Here is a 17,117-nt window from a genome sequence, read left to right on the forward strand (position 1 = left end):
TATAAATTTGAAGCATGTTAAACTTCCTCAAGAAAAATGTGGCACTGATTTGGGCAAAGAAGCATGTCCAAAAGGCTGAAGAATTTAAGAGAAATTCAGAAAAGAATCAGGAAAATCTGTTATTGTCATTAACTGAAACTGCTAAAAAGACTCTTTTTGGAAGGGAACATGATTTTGAAAATATTAAATCCGTTAAAGATTTTCAGGATAGGGTAAAAGTTGCCGATTACGAAGATTTAAAACCTTACATCGAAAAAGTAAAGCGCGGACAGGCCAATATTCTCTGGACAGAAACTCCGGAATATTTTGCAAAGACTTCCGGTACGACTTCCGGCTCAAAATATATCCCTATTTCTAAGGAAGCAATGCCTTTTCAGATTAAAGGGGCTCAAAGTGCGCTTTTCCATTATATTGCCAAGAAAAATAATTCGGATTTTGTAAAAGGAAAAATGATCTTTTTACAGGGAAGTCCGGAACTGGAAGAGGTTTTTGGGATAAAAACCGGTCGGCTTTCGGGAATTGTAGCCCATCACATTCCGAAATATTTACAGAAAAACAGGCTTCCGAGTTGGGAAACCAATATTATAGAAGACTGGGAAACAAAAGTTGATAAAATCGTCGAGGAAACCGAGAACGAAAATATGACGCTGATTTCAGGAATTCCGCCGTGGCTGATTATGTATTTTGAAAAATTAATTCAAAAACGTGGAAAAAAAATCAAGCAAATCTTTCCAAATCTTCAATTAATTGTCACTGGTGGTGTTAATTATGAGCCTTACCGCGACAAAATGGAAGAATTATTAGCCGGAAAAGTGGATATTGTTCAGACATTTCCTGCTTCGGAAGGATTTTTTGCCTTTCAGGATGATTATACGAAAGAAGGCTTATTACTTTTAACCAATCATGGGATTTTCTATGAATTTATTCCGTTGGAAGAATACGGAAAACCGGATGCAAGAAGATTAACCTTAAAAGAGGTAGAGCTTCATAAAGATTATGCCTTAATTTTAACGACAAATTCAGGATTGTGGGCGTATTCGATCGGCGATGTTGTGAGATTTATTGATAAAAATCCGTATAGAATTCTGGTAAGCGGAAGAACGAAACATTTTACCTCAGCTTTCGGTGAGCACGTCATTGCTTTTGAAGTGGAGGAAGCTATGAAAGCCACTTTAGAAAAATATCCCGCGCAGATTACCGAATTTCATTTAGCGCCACAAGTTAATCCAAGTGAAGGGCTTCCTTATCATGAATGGTTTATTGAGTTTGAAAAAGAACCTGAAAATTTAGATTTATTTAAAAATGAGCTTGACGATCAGCTGAGAAAACGCAACAATTACTATGATGATCTGATCTCGGGAAATATTCTGCAAAAACTTCATATTTCTTCATTAAAGAAAAACGCATTCCAAGAATATGCCAAATCTCAGGGAAAATTAGGCGGTCAAAATAAAACACCACGGCTCGGAAATGACAGAAAAATTGCAGATTTATTGGAAATTTACAAACTTTAAACACATTTTTTCAATTCCGGAAACGTATATTCGAAAAAAATTATAAATTTGGAAAACTAAAAAATAATAATGAAAGCATCTGTACTTTTAAAATCATCTTTACTGACGTCTTTATTCGTAATCTCATCTTGTGCGACTACAAAATATACCGACGATACTTCAAAAAATGATTATTCTAATCTGGAAGCCGGCAGAATGTATGTGGTAACCATGAAAGATGGCTCAGCAAAACAAAAAATGCTGTTCCGTAATATAGAAGGAGATAATATCGTAGGAACAGCCGGTAAAAAAGACAGTACAGCAGTTGTAATTCCTAAATCGAACGTTGCTGCTGTGAAAGACAGCAGAAAAGCAAAAACAGCGATCGGAGCTACAATCATCGGCGCAGCGGGTGTTGCAGCGATCGTAATCAGCTCTTCAAGAGCAGACTAAAATAGATTTTATCTTTCGGGAGATATTTGATTTATCTTTTGAAAATATAGTATATGAATAGCCTTAAATAAATATTTAGGGCTATTTTTGTGCATGATTTCGTTTACCCCGCTTCAAACATTACAAAATGTTGAATTCAGAAATCTCCTTACCGGAAGATTTTTTATTGTCTTAGCCTTCAGAATGCTCGCTACTTTACTAGGATGGTGGGTGTATCAATTAACAAAAGATCCTTTTTCTATAGGTCTGATCGGGCTTTCGGAGGTTATTCCGGCAGTAAGCTGTGCTTTGTATGCAGGTCATGTAATTGATATGAATGAAAAGAAAAGACTTCTTCTTATCTGTAATTATGCCTATGTTTTTTTGATCGGATTATTATTAATTCCGGCATTTTTGAATGTTCAGATGCATTTTACGGGACATCAGATCACGTATTTTATCTACGGTGTCATTTTCTTTACAGGAATTGCGAGGGCTTTCATCGGGCCTATCGTTCCGTCAATGATCCCGAAAATTGTCAAAAAGGAAAATTTACCTAATGCCGTTACTTTAAATCAGGCTACTTTCCTTATTTCTTCTGTTTGCGGACATGCGGTCGGAGGATTTTTAATTGGCTATTTTGGTGTAAAATGGACGCTTGTTGTCATTATTTCATTAATAATTTTCGCCTCTTTCTTCTTTTTTCAAATAAAAAAACAATATTCTGAATACAAAAAAGAGAATGTTAACGTTATAGAGAGTATGCGTGAAGGTATTACGTACATTTTTAAAACAAAGGAAATCTTAGGAGCCTTATGTTTAGATATGTTTGCGGTGCTTTTTGGAGGCGCGGTTGCGATGATTCCGGTGTATGCGACAGATATTTTGAAGGTGGGTGCAGAAGGTTTCGGATTCCTGAATGCAGCTTCGGATATTGGCTCGATGTGTATTATCACAATTTTATCAATAATTCCGTTAAGAAAAAACCAGGGTAAAGTTTTGCTTGCCGTGGTGACGGGATTCGGGCTTTGTATTATAGGATTCGGGCTGTCGAGCTGGTATTGGCTGTCATTTATGTTTTTAGTGCTAAGCGGAATGCTCGATGGAATCTCAGTTGTAATCAGAGGAACGATTGTTCAGCTGAAAACTCCGGATCATATTCGGGGCCGTGTTTTAAGTGTTAACTCAATATTTATAATGTCAAGTAATGAAATGGGACAATTTGAAAGCGGTCTGGCGGCAAAAATGCTCGGCGTTGTGCGCTCAGTAGTCTTCGGAGGAACCATGACCGTGCTTGTTGCATTGATTGTGGGAAGCACCAATCCGAAATTGAGAAAAATGCAATATTAAATAAATAATACCTATTTTATTAAATTAATCTTAAAAACTTTAATTCAACGTTAATAATTTTTTATATTTGCTATATAAAATTTCCCCTTTATGAAAAAAATTTTACTAATTTTTCTGATGATCTTATCTCAGATATCTTATGCACAGTCCGACTGTGGCTCAGCCCTTGCTGTGTGCGGGAATTCCAACATTTCCTACACACCCAGCGGATTTGGTAACATACAAGAAAACCCTTTGGGAGGCGGATGTCTTTCTCTTGAGCATTTTTCTGTATGGTATACCTTCACAGCTTCAACAAGCGGAACTCTTACATTTTTAATTACTCCGAATGTAAATCCTGCAAATCCTACAAATACGGATTATGACTGGGCAGTATTTGGACCAAATAAACAATGTGGAGCCCTTGGATCTCCGTTAAGATGCTCGTACGCATCAACAGCAAGCGGAGTACTTACAGGATTGAATATGACGGCAACCGACCTGACGGAAGGTGCAGGAGGTGACGGTTTTTGCCGATACCTGGACGTAATCGCAGGAGAAACTTATTATTTAATTGTAGACAACTTCTCAGCAAATACGAATGGTTTTGTATTGAGCTGGGGTGGTACTGCTACTTTATCTTCTCCGTTTACATCAGCTGTTCAGCCACATCCATTCATTCCGCCAGGAACACCTAGCGCGACACCAAACGGGCCGAACGAGGTAATTATCTGTGCTGATCCGGCAGTTTTTGATTTCTCATCTTTATCTGCAGGGATTATTAACGGTAACCCGAATTTCGTAGTATCTTACCATACAAGCTCTAATGATGCTCTTACAGGGAACAACCCGATTACGACACCGCAAACAGTTAATACAACCACTGTATATTATTATAGTATAAGCTATCTGGATCCTGTAAACCCTAATAGCCCGATCAGCAAATGTAAGCAGACGGGAACATTCAAATTTATACAGGGAAATATTACCGCATCCGATGCTACATTAACAGAATGTAACAATAACAATATGGGTACTGCGATATTCGATTTAACGAGTGCGCCTGTATATGGCAATCCGTCTGTTAAGAAGTACTACCCTACAATGAATGATCTCAATAATAATACCAATGAGATCCTCAACCCTGCCAATTATGTTTCTTCAACAGGAACTGTTTTTGTAAACGTTACAACACCTCAGGGATGTTCTGACTCAGCGCAGATCACGTTAAACTTCTATCCGGTTGTTGTTGTAACCGAAGCTACTTTAAGATCTTGTTTCATTGAATCAAATCCTTCGACAGCTTCTTTCAACCTTACAGCTGCTGCGGTAACAACTCAGACAGGTATTACTAAAAAATATTATCCTTCTGTAACTGATGCCGTAAATTCAACAAACGAAATTACAAACCCAACAACCTATATCGCACCAAACGGTGTTGTTTACGTAAAAGTCATCAACGGAAACGGTTGTTACGGTGTAGCAAAAGTGAATCTTATTGTACTTCCTCCGGTTTATTCAACAGTTTTACAGGATAAAATTATCTGTGTTGAAGATAAAACAACATTGGATGCAGGACCTGGTTTCGCATCTTACGAATGGAGCACAGGAGCAATAACTCAGGTTATCACTAATGTTGGCGTTGGTACTTATTGGGTTAAATTAAAAACAGGTGAGTGTATTTCTACACAAACTGTAAAAGTTTATCCTTCCGAGCAGCCCGTGATTTCCAATATCGATATTGCCAATAATGTTGTTACGGTAACAGCAATCGGAGGAACTCCTCCTTACCAGTATTCAATGGACAATATCAACTGGCAGACTTCAAACGTATTCAATAATGTGCCAAGAGGTGACGGAATTGTATATGTAAAAGATGCTTACGATTGTGAACCAATTAATGTTACCATTGTAGTTCCTAATTTAGTAAATGTGATCACACCAAACGGTGACGGAGTAAACGATGTCATTGATTATTCTGCATTGGCAGGTAAGCAAAATCTGATCTTCAACATTTATGACAGATACGGAACTAAAATCTTCCAGGCTGACAAGCACAACGGATACAAATGGGACGGAACAACAGGAGGCAAAAAAGTCTCTACCGGTACATATTGGTACTCTGTAACATGGAATGAGAACGATAAAAAGAATACACCATTCAAATATTCAGGATGGGTAATGGTTAAAAATAGAGAATAAACCAGCAATACTCACGAAAAAACCGCCTAAAAAGCGGTTTTTTTATTAAAATTATTCTTTACATATTAACGTTATTTTTGTTACTTTTGTTAAATTAAATTTTCTTATAATGAAAAAAATATTACTAGTTTTTATTTTATTTCTCTCTCAACTATATTTTTCACAATCTGATTGTATTACAGCAATTCCGGTTTGTGGAAATTCAGACATTTCTTATACTCCTTCAGGGCCCGGTAACGTATTGGAAGACCTGTCGAATCCCGGATGTTTGTTGCAGGATGAGAATTTCTCAGTATGGTATTCTTTTACCGTTGCCACCTCCGGTACATTGGCTTTTACGATCGATGCGAACGTAAATGCTGATGATTACGACTTTGCAGTTTACGGGCCAAACGCCAACTGTGGCGCACTAGGCGCACCGATAAGATGTAACTATGCCGGCTCTTCTCCTACGGGAAACACAGGTCTGGAGCTTACTCCGACTGGTTCTGTATATTGGGAAGCTGCGCTGAATGTGGTAGCGGGAGAAACATATTATCTTATTGTTGACAACTTTTTAAGCACGGTAAACGGATTTTCGTTAACATGGACAGGTACTGCAACGCTTACTTCTGCATTCAACGATCCTGCATTGACTCCGCACCCGTTCATAACTCCCGGCGTTCCTTCTGTACCTCCGGGCGGACCAAACGAAATTTTACAATGTCATCTTCCGACACAATTTGACTTTACAACATTAACTTCAGGAATTTTAAATGGTAACCCAAACTTCTCGGTAACTTACCACACCACCGTTAATGATGCGATTACAGGGAACAGCCCTATTACAAGTGCTCTTGTGAACGGTACAGACATTTATTATTATAGAATTAAATATCAGGATCCTAACAACCCGAATAACCCGATCAACGGATGTTTCCAAACCGGAAAATTCAAGTTCAGGCAAGGAAATATCGTCGCCAAAGATGACATCATCTATGCATGTAACAATAATGGTGCAGGTACGGGATCATTTAATCTTTCAGCTGCTAACGTATTTGGGCCTCCTTCAACCAAAAAATACTATCCTACATTAGCAGACATGAATGCAGGGACAAACCAGATCCCGGCAAATCAGCTCACCAACTATATTTCAGGTGAAAAGGATGTTTTTGTTCTAGTGACTTCTGCCGAAGGATGTACGGATGATGCTAAAATCACATTAAAATTCTTCCCTGTAGTTGTTGTAAATGATGCCACTCTTGAATCTTGTTATATTGAAACAGCAACTACTACAGCAGTTTTTGATCTAACTTCAGCTAGCGTTAATTCACAAACAGGCATTACTAAGAAGTTTTATAAGACTTTAGCTGATGCTAATAGTCAGACCAACGAAATAATTCCTGCTAATAACTATATAGCAGCAACAGGTGGTGTCTATGTAAGGGTAACCAATACTCAAGGATGTTATGCAATCGCTAAAATCAATCTTATCGTGCTGCCTCCTGTTAAATCTTCTGTCTTAAAAGATAAAACGATCTGTATAGAAGACACTACTACATTGGATGCAGGACCAGGTTTTGACGGCTATCAATGGAGCACGGGAGCAACAACTCAGGCTATTACAAATGTACCGGTAGGTGCTTATTGGGTAATATTAAAAACAGGAAAATGCTATACTAAACAAATAGTAAATGTATATTCTTCACAACAGCCTGTTATTACAAATCTTGACATTTCAAACAACACCATTACGGTAACCGTAAACGGCGGAACAGCTCCTTACAAATACTCTCTAGACGGTATCACTTGGCAGGATTCTAATGTATTTACAGGTCTTCCGAGAGGTGAAAATAAGATCTTCGTAAAAGATTCTTACGACTGTAACCCGATTGACGTACAGGTTACGGTTCCAAATTTGATCAATGCAATTACTCCAAACGGAGATAATGTAAATGATGTGATTGATTATACAGCGTTAGCTTACAAGAAAAATTTGGTATTCACAGTTTACGACAGATACGGAAACAAACTGTATGAAGCTGATAAAATCAGAAACTTCACATGGGACGGAACATCAGGCGGTAAGAAAATCATCACCGGAACATACTGGTACACCATCACTTGGACAGAAAGTGACAAAAACAACACTCAGACAAAATACAACGGCTGGGTATTGGTAAAAAACAGAGAATAATTTAATATTCAAATACTTAAAAATCACCTCAATATTGGGGTGATTTTTTTATTGGTTAATTTAAGCCTGTTGATCATACTTTGAGAGGATTGCGAGTAAAATGTTAGTAAATTATTTTTCAAATAAACTATATTTGCAACATGGCGCAGAAAGAAACATTATCATCTCTTACCCACGGAAATTTCGCGAGAGAGTTGTCAATTGCTGACGGAAAAATGCCTCCTAATGCAGTAGATTTTGAACGATTGGTGATCGGTACTTTTTTGATTGATAAAAAAGGGCTTGATCATTCCATTGACCTATTGACTCCGGATGTCTTTTACGATCCGAGACACCAGGTAATTTTTTCTACGATTTTAAAACTATACGAAGGAAATCATCCTGTCGATCTGATGACCATTATTCAGGAATTGAAAAAGACTGAAAAACTAAGTCAGGCCGGTGGTGATCATTATATTGTTGAATTAACGATGGGAGTAAGCTCATCCGCTCACATCGAATATCACGTACGCGTTATTCTTGAAAAATATATTTTAAGAAGCTTAATTAATGTTTCAGCCAACGTAATTGATTCATCATATAAAGAATCGACAGACGTTTTCGAACTTTTAGATAAAGCCGAGCAGTCATTTTTTGAAATCACCAACGGAACGATCAAAAAAGGATTCGACACCGCCAATTCATTGGTGAAACAGGCTATTGAAACCATTAAATCTCTGAAAGATAAAGAAGGACTTTCCGGAGTACCTTCAGGATTCCGGGATGTTGATAAAGAAACCGGAGGCTGGCAAAATTCCGACCTTATTATCATTGCGGCACGTCCCGCGATGGGAAAAACGGCTTTTCTTCTTTCAATGGCAAGAAATATTGCAGTTGGACACAAAATCCCGATGGCATTATTCTCTCTCGAGATGGCTTCTGTACAGTTGATCACAAGGATGATCGCTTCGGAAACAAGAATTTCATCTGAAAAATTAAGAAAAGGAACACTTGACGATGAAGAATGGCAAAGACTGTTTTCCAATGTGTCAGAATTGGAAAATGCCCCTTTATATATAGACGAAACCCCTTCCCTTTCCATATTTGACTTCCGTGCAAAATGCCGAAGACTGGTGATGCAGCATGGCGTAAGGCTGATCATGGTCGATTATCTTCAGCTAATGACTGCAGGTGGCGGCGGAAAAGGCGGCGGAAACCGTGAACAGGAGATCTCGATGATTTCCCGTTCATTAAAAGCAATTGCAAAAGAATTGAACGTGCCTGTAATTGCACTTTCCCAGCTTTCAAGAAGTGTGGAAACGCGCCCGGGAAAAAGACCCCAGCTTTCAGATTTGAGGGAATCGGGAGCCATTGAGCAGGATGCCGATATCGTTTCTTTCATCTTCAGACCCGAATATTATAAAATCACCGTTTGGGATAATGACGAAGAAGGACAGGAAACCTCAACAGAAAATCAGGCAGAATTAATTATCGCAAAACACAGAAACGGGGCAACCGCGGACGTACGTTTATCTTTCCTGAAACATTTTGCAAAATTCGATAATATTGAAGCAGCAAGCGGTATGGGAAATTCTTCCATGGGAATGATTGAACCAAGCGGTTTTGATAAAATTAAAACGACCATTCAACCGGGTGCGGCATTTGATTTACCGGACAGCTCGAAGCTTTCCGGATCTTCAATGAATGATTTTGAAGATGAGGATGATTTTCCTTTTTAATTAGTAAGGCTAAGATTTAGGTTGAGATTAAGATGTAAACCTAAAATAATAATTACCTTAAACAAAATTCAGCCTCAATTTATCAATGAGAATCGAAATATACACTGACGGCGCATGCAGCGGAAATCCCGGAAAAGGCGGTTACGGAATTGTCATGCGTGTTCCCGAAAAAAATTATCAGAAAACCTTCTCAAAAGGCTTCCGGAAAACCACCAACAACAGAATGGAACTTTTGGCTGTCATCACCGCGTTAGAAAAGCTGAAATCGACAGAAAATGATATTCATGTTTTTACGGACAGCAAATATGTTTCTGATGCGATCAATCAAAACTGGATCTCAGGCTGGATAAAACGCGGCTGGAAAAATGTAAAAAACCCTGATTTATGGCAGAGGTTTGTAGTTCTTTATAATCAGCATAATCCGAAAATGCACTGGATCAAAGGGCATGCGGGCCATTTTGAAAATGAGCTTTGCGACAAGCTTGCCGTTGCGGCGGCTGCTTCAAATAACCTCGAAATTGACACTTATTTTGAAGCTCTCGAAAATAATTCGCTTTTTTAATTCCTTTTTTACATTTTAATTTATAATAAAACTAAATTTGAATTCATAATTTTCATTATTTCATTCTCAAGGATTAAATTTATTACAAAATACCTAACTCATTCCACAAAATTAACATTAAATATATATTTATTGATTAGTATTTAATATCTTTACGCGTCTAATTTTAAGTATACTAAGAATGAATAAAAAACTACTCACTTATTTCACCATTCTTTTACTCTGCTTTTTCGGAAAAATCTCTTCCCAGACCTATCAGCTTACAGGGAATCCTGTAGTAACAACAGGATGGACAGCGGTTGCTCCCGCACAAGTAATTGGTGATTTTGTGCAGCTTACTCCGGATACCAACAACCAATCCGGATCAATCAGACTGAATGATCAGATCAACCTGAAATATTGTGATAAATGGAAAGTGGAATTTGATTTCAGAATGGATTCCAACCAAACTGCCAACGGAGACGGTATTGCGTTTTGGTATCTGGCAAACCCGCCGGTAGCAAGCGTTTTAGGATCCGGTCTTGGTGTTTCCCAAAATGCCGTGGGCTTTATTGTAGGATTAGATACCTATAATAATACAACCACAGCCGTGATGAGTAAAGTACATGTTGCCTACGGACAAGTTGCCAACACCACCGATACCAACAATGTAGAGTTTTTCAATACCGCAGGAAGCTCTTTTCACTCTCCGGACCTGAATACAACACTGCCTTTTCAAGGGACCAACTTCAAACATGTTGAAGTAACAGCCGAGGTAGATCCCGCCGCTCCTATCAACTGGATTGTAAAAATTACAATTGACGGTACGGTAATCTGTAATCAGTCTTTTGCCCCTTCAGGCGCTGCTGCTGCAATGACTATAGGATATTTCGGATTTTCGGCTTCCACAGGAGGCAACAGATCAAGACATTCTATTAAAAATGTAAAAATCTACACCGATAAAGTTGCCATCAATCAGCCCACAGCAACAGATACATTTTGCCCTAACCCTTCTACCGGACAGGGAACTGCTAATTTAACGACTTATCAGAATCAATTTGTAACCAACCCTAGCAACTATACTTTTACGTACAGTGTAGGAGGAACTCCAATCACAAACCCAACGAATTATCAGTTTAGCGCCAATACGACGGTTTCGGTTTTGATTAAGGATAATGCCGGAATTTTATGTGATAATCCCGACGGCCAGATACAGCTGAATCTTTCACCATTCACAGCGACACCGTCTACCCTTACCGAGTGTAACAATAATAATGCAGGAACAGCAATTTTCAATCTGACTTCTGCCAACGTAGGCGCCCCACCGGGATCAAGCAGGAAATATTATAAGACATTAGCCAACCTAAATGCAGGAACTAATGAAATCCTGAACCCTATGGCATATGTATCGGCAGCAGGAACCGTTTATGTAAAAGTAACAACCCCATTGGGATGTACAGGCTCTGCACCAATCACATTGACATTCTTCCCGGAAATCGTAACAACCGACGCCACTCTAGAGTCTTGTTTTATTGAAAATGCACCTACCACAGCAGCTTTTAATCTTACAACAGCTAATGTAACGAGCGCACAGGGCATTACTAAAAAATATTACGCAACATTAGCCGACGCTTTAGCGGGAACCAATGAAATAGGAAATCCGATGGCTTATATCAGCACCACAACTACGGTATATGTAAGAATAACCAATGTTGCGAACTGTTTTACCATTGCTAAAATCAATCTTAAAGTTTTGGAGCCCGTAAGATCAGCTGTTTTAAAAGATAAAACAATTTGTATCGGAGACAGAACAAATCTTGATGCCGGACCCGGCTTTGATGGATATTTATGGAGCACAGGAGCAACAACACAGGCCATTCAGGGAATTCCGGTAGGTTTGTATTGGGTAGACTTAAAAACCGGAAATTGCATTACGAGACAGATCGTAAAAGTAAATCCTTCCCCACAACCGGTAATTTCCAGCATCGATATCGTTAACAACACAATTACAGTAAATATCAGCGGCGGAACACCTCCTTTTAAATATTCACTGGATGGGATCAACTGGCAGGATTCTAACGTATTTACGGGACTTCCGAGAGGCGAGGTGAAAGTTTACGTTAAAGATTCTTACAACTGCCCGCCGATCGAAGTACAAATTACTGTTCCGAATCTGATCAATGCGATTACTCCGAACGGAGATAATGTGAATGATTTTATTGATTATTCTGCGTTAGCGTATAAGAAAAATCTTGTTTTCACCATTTATGACAGATACGGAAACAAGCTGAACGAAGCCGACAAAATCAGAAACTATACTTGGGACGGAACTGCTTTTGGCAAAAAAGTGGTGACCGGAACCTATTGGTACACTATTTCATGGAATGAAAATGACAAAAATAATACACAAACGAAATACAGCGGCTGGGTATTAGTAAAAAACAGAGAATAAACTATTTTAACAACGAAAGATCAATCCAAATTTTGGGTTGATCTTTTTTCTTTTATAATATATAAAAACCGTTTAGTATAAAATTTTATTATTATTTTATCATTTTTACGGCAATCTTTAACTTTTATTATAATTTTATTGAAATTATATACATATTTAACATTTAATATGTAATAAATAATCAAAAATTAATACATTTACATCATTAATAAAAAACCAATCGCTTCAAATGAAAAAAACTCTATTATCATGTTTTTTAGCGACTTTACTTTTCTTATCAGGAAAATTATTTTCCCAGACGTATCAGCTTACGGGAAATCCTGTTAATACTACAGGATGGGATCTTGTCTCAAGTGCGGTCGTCAACACAGATTTTATACAGCTTACCCAAGATGTAGGGAATCAATATGGCGCGGTAAAGCTCTCAGCTCCAATTAATCTTAAATATTGTGATAAATGGAAAGTAGAGTTCGATTTTAGAATCGATGGAAACGGAACAGCACAATTCGGGCGAGGTGACGGATTTACATTCTGGTATCTCGCCAACCCACCGACAGGTTTTGTATCAGGAGGCGGACTTGGAATTCCCGCTAATGCAAACGGATTGATGGTAGGTTTTGATATTTTTAACAATACCACCGAAGGCCAGATGAGCAAAGTTCACCTTTTATACGGAACAAACAATGGCCTTAATAATAATATTGAGTATAATACAACACCTGGAAGCACCTTTCATTCACCGGACCTTAATCCGACCCAGCCGTTTGTAGGAGCTACTTACAAGCATGTTGAAGTAAATGGTGAAACAGATCTTACAAACCCGACAAACTGGTTGATTAAAATTAAAATTGACGGGGTATTAATTGTAGATCAGTCATTTGCCCCTTCAGCCGGCGCAATTGGTATGACGACTGGATATTTTGGCTTTTCTGCAGCTACAGGAGGTGCAAGCGCGAGACATTCTATTAAAAATGCAAAAATTTATATTGATAAAGTCCCGATTTTAACCAATACAATCACTCCGTTTGTTTGTACAAACCCGGCAACCGGAAACGGAACGGTTGATTTAACATCTTTTCAGAATCAGTTTGTTACAAATCCTTCCAACTATATTTTCAGCTATTTTGGCCCTGGAGGAACTCCTATTACAAATCCTACTAATTTTCAGTATTCTGCAGGAACCACTACAATTACGGTGGTAGTTAAAGATCCTTCATCCACATTATGCGATAACGGCGACGGACAAATCGTTTTAACACCAACACCGTTTGCCGCTACAGACGTAACATTGACGGGATGTAACAATAATAATGCAGGCGGAGCCATATTTGATCTTACTTCCGCTGCTGTAACCACTGTTGTAGGAGCCACGAAAAAGTTCTACAACACCATGTATGATCTGAATAATGGCATTAATGAAATCACAAATCCAACAGCTTTTCTTTCGCCGGCAGCCACAATTTATGTAAAAGTGACTACGCCGCAAGGTTGTGTAGATGTAGCAGATATTACGCTGGCTTTATTTCCTGTAGTGGTGGTTAACGAAGCTACTTTAAGGTCGTGCTCTATTGAAGCGACCCCTTCAATGGCATCTTTTAATCTTACAGCCGCTGCGGTTACAACACAGACTGGGATTACCAAAAAGTATTATCCGTCTTTAGCAGATGCTTTAAATGGCACTAATGAAATCTCAACTCCAACAGCTTATATTGCACCAAATGGTGTCATTTATATCAAAGTCACCAACGGAAACGGATGTTATGCAATAGCGAAAGTAACACTAGTCGTTATTCCTCCGGTTTTTTCTATCGTACTGAAAGACAAAATAATTTGTATGGAAGACAAAACAACACTAGACGCGGGCCCAGGTTTTGCTTCTTACGAATGGAGCACCGGCGCAACAACACAGACCATTACGAATGTAGGTGTCGGCACCTATTGGGTAAAATTAAAAACCGGAGAATGTGTCGCTACACAAACCGTAAAAGTCTACCCTTCTGAGCAACCCGTAATTACAAATATTGACATTTCGAATAATACCGCTACAATCAATGTAACGGGAGGAACGCCGGCTTATCAATATTCAATGGATAATATTAATTGGCAGGATTCTAATATATTTAAAAATATACCGAGAGGAGATGCAACAATATATGTGAAAGATGCTTATGACTGCGACCCGATCGAGGTTGATTTTACAGTTCCGAATTTAATTAATGTGATCACGCCAAACGGAGACGGTATAAACGATGTGATTGATTATTCGGCGTTGGCCAATAAAAAGAATTTGGTGTTTAATATTTTCGACCGATATGGTGCTAAAATCCACCAGGGCGACAAATCAAACAAATACAGATGGGACGGAACCATTGGAGGAAGAAAAGTTCCTACAGGAAATTACTGGTATTCAGTATCATGGAATGAAAATGACAAAAAGAACACCCCATTTAAGTATTCCGGTTGGATTTTAGTTAAAAACAGAGAATAACAATTAAATAATCATTTTTTAGATAATAAAGAACCATTCAAGCTTTTTGAGATGGTTCTTTTTTTATAGATAATAAATCCTCAAAAAATATATTTTGCATCACATCTTAATAATTTAAATCTATTATAATTTTATATGTTTATAAATAATTCATGATCGATTGATAAATTAATATTAAAAAACGCTTAAAACACAATACCAGGCAATGAAATTTAATTATATTTGTAAAATTAAAAAATAATAATCTACTGTATATGAAAAAAAACTATCTTCTTCTACCTTTATTATTTCTCCTCTTCATTCTTCCCACTTGTATACTTTCGCAAACGTACCAATTGACAGGAAATCCTGTTAATACAACGGGCTGGACGATGGTTGCACCTACTGTAGTAAACACTGATTTTGTGCAGCTTACACCGGATGTGAATGACAATTCAGGATCGATCAGGCTGAATGACCCGATCAACCTGAAATATTGTGATAAATGGAGAGTTGAATTCGATTTCAGGATGGATTCCAACCAAACGTATAATGGTGACGGAATTGCATTTTGGTATTTGGCCAATCCGCCGGTTGCCAGCGTTCTAGGTTCAGGAATCGGAGTTTCCCAGAATGCAATCGGTTTTATTGTCGGTTTTGACTCCTATAATAACGCTTCAGGAAGCTCAGGAATGAGTAAAGTGCACGTTGCTTACGGACAGGTTGCCAATACCACCGATACCAACAACGTAGAATTCTTCAATGTTCCGGGAAGCTCTTTCCATTCACCGGATCTTAATGCAACACATCCTTTCCAGGGAACGACCTACAAGCATGTTGAAGTAACAGCCGAGGTAGATCCTGCGGCACCTGCCAACTGGATTGTAAAAATCACTCTTGACGGTACCCAGATCTGTAATCAGTCTTTCGCTCCTGCCGGCTCTGCAGCGGGAATGACGGTGGGATATTTCGGGTTTTCAGCTTCTACAGGAGGTGCGAGATCAAGACATTCGATTAAAAATGTAAAAGTTTTTGTAGATAAAGTTCCGCTTTTGCAGACTGCGATTACAAAATACGTTTGTCCGGATCTTGCAGGATTTGGAACAATTAATTTAAATACATTTGATTCTCAGTTGGTTAATAATCCCAACAACTTCACAATTGAATACCATATTTTAGGAAATTCAGCTCCGATACCAAATCCTGCGAATTTTCAGTTTAATGCAGACACAGAAATTGCGGTTGTCATTAAAGACCCGACACAGGTATTATGCGACAATAATGATGCAAGGATTTCATTAAAAATAGCACCAACCGTTACGGTAAATAATGCTTCACTGAGGTCATGCTTTATCGAAGGAAGCCCTGCCACAGCGCTCTTTAACCTTACCGCAGCAGGCGTTACGATCACTCCGGGAATTACGAAAAAATATTATCCATCTCTTACAGATGCTCAAAACGATACCAATGCAATCTCAAATCCAACCAATTATATTGCACCAACAGGTGTAGTTTATATCAGAGTAAGCAATTCTTTTGGGTGTTTTGCCATTGCAAAAGTTGATTTAACGGTAATTGCGCCGGTATATTCTGATATTTTAAAGGATAAAATCATTTGTATTGAAGACAAAACTACATTAGATGCAGGTCCGGGATTCGCTTCTTACGAATGGAGCACAGGTGCCATCACCAGAACCATCACAGACGTTGGAGTCGGAACGTATTGGGTTAAATTAAAAACAGGAGAATGTACAGCGATACAAACGGTAAAAGTATATCCTGCTGAGCAGCCCGTTGTTACAGACATCGACATTTCAAACAATACAGTAACCGTGAATGTTGTGGGAGGATCTCCGGCATACCAATATTCTTTGGACAACATCAACTGGCAGGATTCAAACATCTTTAAAAATGTTCCGAGAGGTGATGCCAAGGTTTATGTGAAAGACGCTTATGACTGCGAACCGATCGAGGTTGATTTTACCGTTCCGAATTTAATCAATGTAATCACTCCAAACGGAGACGGTGTGAATGATGTGATCGATTATTCAGCGTTGGGAAATAAGCAGAATCTGGTATTCAATATTTTCGACCGATATGGCGCCAAGATTCATCAGGGCGACAAAAAGAACAAATACAGATGGGACGGAACCATCGGCGGAAGAAAAGTTTCCACAGGAAGCTATTGGTATTCTGTAAACTGGAACGAAAATGATAAGAAAAACACGGCTGTTAAATACTCAGGCTGGATTTTAGTTAAAAATAGAGAATAGAATACTATCTTTCTTCATCATACAGAACCACTTC

Annotated in this window: 10 protein-coding genes; all 10 read left to right on the forward strand. The window is 38.4% G+C overall.

Annotated features, from left to right (window positions below; all coding sequences use genetic code 11):
* The first annotated feature begins 14 nt into the window (after nucleotides 1–14).
* The 10 genes from BLT04_RS06350 to BLT04_RS06395 all read left to right on the forward strand — a co-directional run bounded on the left by BLT04_RS06350 (nucleotide 15) and on the right by BLT04_RS06395 (nucleotide 17,083).
* Complete coding sequence (locus BLT04_RS06350; RefSeq protein WP_089754854.1) at nucleotides 15–1,514, forward strand: GH3 auxin-responsive promoter family protein; 1,500 nt, start codon at nucleotides 15–17, stop codon at nucleotides 1,512–1,514.
* A gap of 69 nt (nucleotides 1,515–1,583) precedes the next feature.
* On the forward strand, nucleotides 1,584–1,946 hold the full coding sequence (locus BLT04_RS06355) for a hypothetical protein (RefSeq protein ID WP_089754856.1): 363 nt from the start codon (nucleotides 1,584–1,586) through the stop codon (nucleotides 1,944–1,946).
* 93 nt (nucleotides 1,947–2,039) lie between these two features.
* Nucleotides 2,040–3,275, forward strand: coding sequence for an MFS transporter (locus BLT04_RS06360; protein ID WP_089754858.1), 1,236 nt, complete (start codon nucleotides 2,040–2,042; stop codon nucleotides 3,273–3,275).
* Nucleotides 3,276–3,365: 90 nt separating this feature from the next.
* Nucleotides 3,366–5,456 carry a T9SS type B sorting domain-containing protein gene (locus BLT04_RS06365; protein WP_089754860.1) on the forward strand — a complete coding sequence of 697 codons (2,091 nt, stop codon included), beginning with the start codon at nucleotides 3,366–3,368 and terminating at the stop codon, nucleotides 5,454–5,456.
* Nucleotides 5,457–5,565: 109 nt separating this feature from the next.
* Nucleotides 5,566–7,632 (forward strand): T9SS type B sorting domain-containing protein, encoded by a 2,067-nt coding sequence (locus tag BLT04_RS06370; RefSeq protein ID WP_089754862.1) that lies wholly within the window; start codon nucleotides 5,566–5,568, stop codon nucleotides 7,630–7,632.
* Nucleotides 7,633–7,772: 140 nt separating this feature from the next.
* Nucleotides 7,773–9,350: a replicative DNA helicase gene (gene dnaB / locus BLT04_RS06375; RefSeq protein WP_089754863.1), complete on the forward strand. Its 1,578-nt coding sequence runs from the start codon at nucleotides 7,773–7,775 to the stop codon at nucleotides 9,348–9,350.
* An 85-nt stretch (nucleotides 9,351–9,435) separates the two neighbouring features.
* Nucleotides 9,436–9,912 carry a ribonuclease HI gene (gene rnhA, locus BLT04_RS06380; RefSeq protein WP_089754865.1) on the forward strand — a complete coding sequence of 159 codons (477 nt, stop codon included), beginning with the start codon at nucleotides 9,436–9,438 and terminating at the stop codon, nucleotides 9,910–9,912.
* Between the two features lie 181 nt (nucleotides 9,913–10,093).
* The gene (locus BLT04_RS06385) at nucleotides 10,094–12,343 is read left to right on the forward strand and encodes a T9SS type B sorting domain-containing protein (RefSeq protein ID WP_089754867.1); all 2,250 of its coding nucleotides are present in this window, start codon (nucleotides 10,094–10,096) and stop codon (nucleotides 12,341–12,343) included.
* A gap of 229 nt (nucleotides 12,344–12,572) precedes the next feature.
* A complete protein-coding gene (locus BLT04_RS06390; RefSeq protein ID WP_089754869.1) occupies nucleotides 12,573–14,831 on the forward strand; it encodes a T9SS type B sorting domain-containing protein in 2,259 nt (752 codons plus the stop codon).
* 254 nt (nucleotides 14,832–15,085) lie between these two features.
* Entirely contained in the window at nucleotides 15,086–17,083 is a 1,998-nt protein-coding gene (locus BLT04_RS06395; protein ID WP_089754871.1) for a T9SS type B sorting domain-containing protein, read from the forward strand.
* Nucleotides 17,084–17,117 lie beyond the last annotated feature (34 nt).

Source organism: Chryseobacterium soldanellicola, assembly GCF_900100115.1.
In the GTDB taxonomy this organism is placed as follows: Bacteria; Bacteroidota; Bacteroidia; order Flavobacteriales; family Weeksellaceae; genus Chryseobacterium; species Chryseobacterium soldanellicola.